The organism is Dehalococcoidia bacterium (genome assembly GCA_035574915.1).
GTDB lineage: Bacteria > Chloroflexota > Dehalococcoidia > DSTF01 > WHTK01 > DATLYJ01.
In genome coordinates, this window is the sequence record DATLYJ010000024.1 from 1 (window position 1) to 7,246 (window position 7,246).

At 69.3% G+C, this 7,246-nt stretch carries 7 protein-coding genes and 1 tRNA gene; 6 read left to right on the forward strand and 2 right to left on the reverse strand.

What is annotated here, in order from left to right; all coding sequences use genetic code 11:
* The coding region (locus tag VNN10_02275) for a tetrahydrofolate dehydrogenase/cyclohydrolase catalytic domain-containing protein (GenBank protein HXH20828.1) at positions 1 to 406 on the reverse strand (406 nt) is incomplete at its 3' end.
* Positions 407 to 474: 68 nt separating this feature from the next.
* On the opposite strand from VNN10_02275, the gene acpS reads away from it, so the two are divergent.
* Entirely contained in the window at positions 475 to 939 is a 465-nt protein-coding gene (gene acpS, locus VNN10_02280; GenBank protein ID HXH20829.1) for a holo-ACP synthase, read from the forward strand.
* A 45-nt stretch (positions 940 to 984) separates the two neighbouring features.
* Positions 985 to 2,553 (forward strand): NAD(P)H-hydrate dehydratase, encoded by a 1,569-nt coding sequence (locus VNN10_02285; protein HXH20830.1) that lies wholly within the window; start codon positions 985 to 987, stop codon positions 2,551 to 2,553.
* 88 nt (positions 2,554 to 2,641) lie between these two features.
* Here VNN10_02285 and VNN10_02290 read toward each other — a convergent pair.
* A tRNA-Ser gene (locus VNN10_02290) sits at positions 2,642 to 2,733 on the reverse strand.
* A 209-nt stretch (positions 2,734 to 2,942) separates the two neighbouring features.
* Here VNN10_02290 and VNN10_02295 point away from each other — a divergent pair.
* From VNN10_02295 to def, 4 genes are all read left to right on the forward strand, one after another.
* Positions 2,943 to 3,083: a DUF5679 domain-containing protein gene (locus VNN10_02295; GenBank protein HXH20831.1), complete on the forward strand. Its 141-nt coding sequence runs from the start codon at positions 2,943 to 2,945 to the stop codon at positions 3,081 to 3,083.
* Between the two features lie 498 nt (positions 3,084 to 3,581).
* A complete protein-coding gene (gene priA, locus VNN10_02300; GenBank protein HXH20832.1) occupies positions 3,582 to 6,143 on the forward strand; it encodes a primosomal protein N' in 2,562 nt (853 codons plus the stop codon).
* Between the two features lie 134 nt (positions 6,144 to 6,277).
* Positions 6,278 to 6,649, forward strand: coding sequence for a response regulator (locus VNN10_02305; protein ID HXH20833.1), 372 nt, complete (start codon positions 6,278 to 6,280; stop codon positions 6,647 to 6,649).
* Positions 6,650 to 6,823: 174 nt separating this feature from the next.
* Positions 6,824 to 7,246, forward strand: a 423-nt coding sequence (gene def / locus VNN10_02310; GenBank protein HXH20834.1) for a peptide deformylase, incomplete at its 3' end; no start/stop codon positions are given.

Consider the following 7,246-nt stretch of genomic DNA (forward strand, 5'->3'; position numbering starts at 1 on the left):
CCGCCATGCCCGCGAGCAAGCGGCCGAGGTTGTAAGGATGGGCCGCGTCCGCGTCCTTCTCGACGTCGATGGCGGAAGCGATCTTGAGGGGGTCGATCTGCCGTGGCAGGGGCAACTGGACGATCATGCCGTGCCAGAGGGGGTCCTCGTTGAGGCCGCGGACAAGGGCGAGCAGGTCGTCCTCGGTCGTCCAGTCTGGGAGCCGAAAGGTCTCGGAACGCATCCCGATCTCGTTGCACGCCTGTGCTTTGCTGCGCACATAGGAGACGGAGGCAGGGTCGTCTCCGACGATGACGAAGGCGAGCCCGGGGTCGATGCCGCGGGCCCTGAGCGCGGCGACACGGCGCTTCAGGTCCTCGCGTATCTCCCGTGAGACTGCCGTACCGTCGATGAGCCGCGCGCTCACGGCCCTAGCATAGCGGCATCGCCGGCCCCGGTCGCGGCTCGGAAGCGCGCTCGGCTAGAATCGCCTCGATGTCCTCATTCTGCGCCGGGATCGACGCAATCGAACTGTCGCGAGTCCAGAAGACTCTGGCGCGTCACCCCGAGCGCTTCCTGAGGAGGGTTTACACGGAGCTCGAGATCGCCTACTGCCGGGGACGGCTGCGGGAGCTGGCCGTGCGCTTTGCCGCGAAGGAGGCGACGATGAAGGCGCTGGGGACCGGCGTGCGCGGCGTGGGCTGGCGGGACATCGAAGTGCTGGCCGACCGCCGAGGGAAACCTCTGCTCTACCTGCACGGGCGAGCCGCCGCCCGGGCGAAGGAAATCGGCATGGGGCAGCCCGAGGTCAGCCTCACTCACAGCGACGAGCTAGCGCTGGCTTTCGTCGTCGCCCCGCGGGAGGGCCCACCAATCGATTACGCCGACGCGCGCGCGGCGGTAATCGAGCGGCTCAAACGCCGCGGCGCGCTGCGCGAGGACTTTCGTGAACCGACATGACGGCGGCGGGTACGCTGCCCTGATGGAGGCAAGGCCTTGAAGCTTGTGACAGCCGCCGAGATGCGCATGCTGGAGGAACAGGCCGCTGCCGCCGGCAAGCCTGCATCCGTCCTCATGGAGAACGCCGGCCTTGCGGTCGCGAATGCCGTCCGCGAGCACATCGGGGGCGCGAGGGCGCGCCGCATCGTCGTCCTCATCGGCCCGGGGAACAACGGCGGCGATGGACTTGTCGCCGCGCGTCACCTGTACGAGTTCGGCGAGGACGTCTTCGTATACCTGCTGGCGCCTCGACGCCAGCCCGACCCCAATCTCGATGCCCTCCGTGGCCTTGGCGTCGAGATCGTGGACGCCCGCGAGCCCGGAGCCCAGGCGCGCTTCGACGAGGCGCTGAGCCGGGCCGACCTGATCATCGACGCTGTCCTGGGCAGCGGCAGGTTGCGCCCCCTGGAGGGAGAGATCGCGGCGACGTTCGAGCGCCTGAAGGCGCGCCGGGCGCCACTCTTCTCGATTGACCTTCCTACGGGCGTGGACGCCGACTCCGGCACGGTCGACCCGCACGCCGCCGGCGCGGACGTCACTTTCGCGCTGGGCTTTTCGAAGGTCGGCATTCACACGCTCCCGGGGTCGAGCTATGCCGGCGTGGTGGAGGTCCTCGACATTGGGCTCGAGCCGGGCGCTGGCGACCTCCTGAGCATCGAGCTCCTGACGCGCGAATGGGCCCAGGCGCACCTGCCGCCCCGGCCCGCCAGCTCGAACAAGGGCACGTTCGGCCGGGTGATGGTGGTGGCCGGCTCGCGCCAGTTCATCGGCGCCGCTTCCCTGTGCTGCCTTGGCGCCCTGCGCGCCGGCGCCGGCCTCGTGACGCTGGCGGCGATTGACGACGTCCGGGCGGCGACCGCGTCGCGCCTGCCTGAGGTGACCTACCTGCCCCTTCCCGAAGATGAGGGCTCAATCGCCGAGCAGGCCGGCAGCGTCATCGCGCGCGAAATGGGGCGATACAGCGCCCTGATCATCGGGCCGGGCCTGGGTCAAGAGCCGGGGACGGCTGCCCTGGTCCGCGGCCTGCTGGCCCTGCCCGAGATCGCCAGCATTCCGGTAGTGGTCGACGCCGACGCCCTCAACGCCCTCGCGCGCTGGAAGGGCTGGGAGCGCGAGATAAGGTGCAAGGCGGTGCTAACGCCCCATCCCGGCGAGCTCTCGCGCCTGACCGGCGAGAGTGTGCCGGACCTGCAGGGTGAGCGCCTGGAGGCCGCGCGCCGCTACGCGAAGGCCTGGGACCAGACGCTGGTGCTGAAGGGCGCCCACACGATCATCTCCAACGAGACCGGCTACGCGCTGGTGAGCCCCTTCGCCACTGCTTCCCTCGCGGCGGCCGGGACCGGGGACGTGCTCGCGGGCGTCATCGCCGGCCTGATTGCCCAGGGGCTGCAGGCCTGGGACGCGGCGGCGCTGGGGGTCTATCTCCATGGCGCCGCGGCAGAGTGGTTCCGGGGCGACTACGGCGAGTCCGGCCTCCTGGCGAGCGAGCTATCGACTGGCGTCGCGCGTGTCGCGGCAGAGCTGCGGCGTTCGGCCGCGGAGTCCTGGCGGCCCGGGGGCGCGCGCGCCGAATGAGACAGAAACGAGAGGACAGGCCGGAGGTCAGGGGCGGCCAAATTGCCGCTGTCTTCTGGCCTGTGCTCTCTATCCTGGCTTGCTGTCCTGGCGGAGGGACTGGGATTCGAACCCAGGATCCCGGTTTCCCGGGATAACCGCTTAGCAGGCGGCCGCACTAGACCACTATGCGATCCCTCCGCGGCTCAACCATTGTACCTGCGCCCCGGGGGCGCCCTCAAGGCGTGAAGCTCCTCACAGATTCGATTTCAGGTTCAGGTTGACGCCATTATCGCTTGACAGGCGAATCTGAGCAGTTATCATGCAGGGCGGATAAGCAAGCGAATAAATGGTTATGTGCCTAATCGCATGCAGGATTCGGCCCATGCCCGCCAGAAAGGAGCTCCTGAATGCAGGCCTACTGTCTGAAGTGCCGCACTCAAAGGGAAATGAAGGACGCCAGACCGGTGACCATGAAGAACGGTAAGGCGGCCACCCAGGGCACCTGCCCCGTCTGCGGTACGAAGATGTACCGCATCGGCAAGGGTTAGCGGCTAGCCCCTTCAGGCGAGTTAACCGGCCCGGCCGCCGGGCCGGTCCCTCTTCGTAGCGGCCGTACCATGCGGCCGCCGCCCCTGCGTCGCCCCTGCCCGCGGAAGGCTCCCTGGCTCGACGCGCAGCCGATGTCTGTCGTCCGCCCCGGGTCCTCGGCTGTCAACTTCATCCTCGGCGCCGTTAGCCTTCGCGAGCAGGCTAGCGTCTACGGCAGACCGCGGCCTCCAGGTAGACGATGCCGGGCTGAAGCCTCCGGGGCGTCTGCTGCTGGGGACGGAGTCGTAGGCCGACTACTCCTGGCTCGAGGTCCGGCCGCGTCTCGGTGATAGCCGGCGTCCGCGTCTCCGCGGGTGGCCTGACTGCCGCCGGGCGCGCCATGTGGATGCCGGCGGCTGGAGCAGGATTGCGACGCTGGCCGCGTCCATCCGCGGCCTCGACCCTCCGTACAACGGCCGGACTCGCGCTTCTTGCCAGGGTGCGAAAATGTGTGCGACATGGCCGCGCCTGCCCCCTTCGTAGACGTAGCGGTGAACTCGGGCCTGCCCCATCGCGGCGCCTTCAGTTACGCCGTCCCCGAAGGCATGGCCCTCGCCCCCGGCGATGCCGTCTTCGTGCCCTTCGGCAGGCGGACTCTGCAGGGCATCGTCGTCGAGGCTACGGAAGTGCCCGCAGTCGCCGGACCGAGGCCCGTCGAGGCGAAGCTGGACGACTTGCCGGTCGTTTCGCCGGAGCGCATTGCCCTCGCCCGCTGGGTCAGCGATTACTACCTTTCGCCCCTCTTCCCCGCGGTCGCGCTCATGCTCCCGCCCGGCTTCGAGCGCAAGCCCCTTACGTTCTATGAGTCGCTGTTGGAGCCGGAGGAGCTCGACCGTATCACGCTGCCGCCACGACAACGGGCAGTACTGAGCCTCCTTGCCCGGTCGGGACGCCTGGAAGCGGCGCAGGTCGAGAAGCTGGCGGGGCTCTCCGGCGTCGCGGCCGCCCTCTCCCAGCTGGTGCAGCGCGGCCTCGTCCGGCGTACCTACGGCCTCGCCCGGCCCACGGTCCGCAGGAAGACCGCGCGCTACGTGGAGCTGTGCGTGCAGCCGGCGGAAGCGCTCGCGGCCGCCGAGCGCCTGGAGGCGGCGCGAAAGCGCCGCCTGGCCGCGGCCCTGCGCCTGCTGGCGCAAGACATCGGCCTGCCGGCGCCGCACCTCCGTGCCCGCACCGGCGCCGGTGAGCGCGACCTGGCGCCACTGGTCGAGGCCGGCCTCGTCGCCGTCCGCGAGCGCCAGGTGGAGCGCGACCCCCTCGCCGGGCGTGCCTTCGAACACCGGCCGCCGCCCCTCCTGACGCCAGAGCAGGAACGGGCCTTCGCGCCCATTGCGGCCGCGCTGGACTCGGCGCGTAACGAGACGTTCCTCCTGCACGGCATCACCGGCAGCGGCAAGACGGAGGTATACCTCAAGGCCCTGGAACGCTGTCTCGCCGGCGGCCGGCGCGGCATAGTGCTGGTGCCGGAGATTGCGCTCACGCCCCAGACCATCCGTCGCTTCGCGGAGCGCTTCCCGGGCCAGGTCGCGGTCATGCACAGCGGCCTCTCGGCTGGCGAGGCTTTCGACCAGTGGCACGGCATCCGGGGCGGGCGCTACGGCGTCGTCATCGGCAGCCGCTCGGCGCTGTTCGCGCCCCAGCCGGACCTCGGCCTCGTCGTGATCGACGAAGAGCACGAGTGGACGTACAAGCAGCACGACCAGTCGCCCCGCTACCATGCCCGCGAGACGGCAGAGAAGCTGTGCGAGCTGACAGGCGCCGTCCTCATCCTCGGAAGCGCTACGCCGGATGTCGTCAGCTATCAGCGGGCACTCTGGCGCCAGTACACGCTCCTGGAGCTGCGAGAGCGCGTGCGCCCGGTGCTGGACGCCGCCGGCGAAGTGGTGCGCATCAGCGCCTCCCAGGCCATGCCGCCGGTCGAGGTCGTCGACATGCGCGAGGAGCTGCGCACCGGCAACCGCAGCATCTTCAGCCGGCCGCTCCAGCTCGGCCTCTACCAGGTACTGGAGCGCGGTGAGCAGGCCATCCTGTTCCTGAACCGCCGCGGGACTGCCGGCTTCGTCCAGTGCCGGGACTGCGGTTACGTGCCCCAGTGCCCATCATGCGCCATCGCCCTCAGTCTCCACGCCGGCGCTTCGCGCCCATCGCTCGCCGAGGACGAGGCAGACGGCGTGAGTCGCGGACGCCACCCCGGCGCTCGGGCAGGCGACATCCTCCTCTGCCACCAGTGCAACCGCGCCCGGCGGGCATTCGAGCGCTGCCCCATGTGCGGCGGCGTCCGCCTGCGGCCGATGGGCCTCGGCGTCGAGCGCGTCGAAGAGGAGGTGGCGGCGCTGTTCCCTCAGGCGCGCGTCCTGCGCTGGGACCGTGACGTCACCCGCGGCCGGAACGCGCACGAGAAGATCCTTGCCCGCTTCCTGGAGGGTAAGGCGGACATCCTCATCGGCACGCAGATGGTGGCAAAGGGGCTGGACCTGCCGTCGGTCACCCTCGTCGGCGTGATCAGCGCCGACATCGGGCTGCACATCCCCGACTTTCGCTCCGGGGAGCGTACCTTCCAGTTGCTCACCCAGGTGGCCGGCCGGGCCGGGCGGGCCCTCGCGGCCGATGGCGGGCCGCCGGCCGGCGAGGTTGTCGTCCAGACCTACACGCCTGACAATTACGCCATCGTCGCCGCCGCGCGGCAAGACTACGCCGAGTTCTTCGCCACGGAGAGCGAGATCAGGCACGAAAGCGGCTACCCGCCCTTCACGCGCCTCGCCCGCCTCGTGCATATCGATGGAAACCACGACCGCGGCCTGCGCAACGCCGAGCGCATGGCGCGCGGCCTGCGCCAGGAGGCCTCTCGCCGAGGGCTGCCGGGCGTGGAGGTGCTCGGCCCGGCGCCGCCCTACGTCCCAAAGTGGCACGGCCGCTACCGCTGGCAGGTTACCGTGCGCGCTGCCGACCCGGCCGAACTACTGGCCCCGTTCAAGTTGCCGGCGAACTGGACGCTGGACATCGACCCCGTGAGCCTGGCCTGACTTCCCCTCGCGGCTGCTATTGACGCTCGTGCTACACTCGCGCAGTTGATGGCTCGAAACCGCCGAGACTAGCGCCCCGCCTGCTCATTTCGCAGTCTCCAGTCATCCAATGCCGTTATGGCTGGAGGTGGGCGGTGCCCAAAGTGCTCGTAGTAGACGATGACCCGCGCATCTTGCGCCTCGTCCAGATTGCGCTCGCCGCCCCGGACATCGAGGTCGTGCCGGCGAAGTCGGGCCGGGAGGCGCTGGCCGCGCTGGGCTCAGGCATCCCTGATCTGGCAATTCTCGACCTCCTCCTGCCCGATGACTCGGTTGAAGCGCTGATCAGGGCCCTCCGCGCAAAGCAACACGTGCCGGTGCTGCTGCTCAGCGCCTGGGACCCTCCCGAGGTCGAAGCGAAGACCCGCGAATGGGGCGCCTCCGACTTCTTGACCAAGCCTTTCATCCCCGACGATCTCGTCTCGAAGGCGCGCACGCTCCTCGATGGCGGCCCCCACACGGGTTGACCCGGGTAGAAGCGGGGTCCCTTACGTTCGGGCGTTACGCTCCCATTCGCGCAACGGACGGGGAGCGGCCGGCCCGTTGGCCCCTGCCGGATCGCCTGGGGTGCGGTGCCCATCCCGACCCGATTGATTAAGATTGTCGTGTCGGCTCGCTGACCAGCGCAGAGAGATCGCTCCATGGCCCTGCTACCCATCGTGAAGGTCCCCGACCCGGTCCTTCGTCAGAAGACGAAAAAGGTCCGAAAGATCGACTCCTCTATCCAGAAGCTAATCGATGACATGGTCGAGACCATGTACGACGCCCCAGGTGTCGGCCTGGCGGCGAACCAGGTCGGCGTCTCGCTCCGCCTCTGCGTCATCGACTGCCCGGACTCTTCGCCCGGCCTCGTCGTGCTGATCAACCCTGAGATCATCCGGCGCATCGGTACCCGCGAGTGCGAAGAGGGCTGCCTCTCCCTTCCCGGGTACAAGGGCGTGGTGCCTCGCTCGGAGAAGGTCGTCGTGAAAGCCCTTAACCGCGACGGCCGGCCGGTGCGCTACCACGCCGACGGCCTTTTCGCCGAGGCCATCGAGCACGAGGTCGACCACCTCAACGGCATC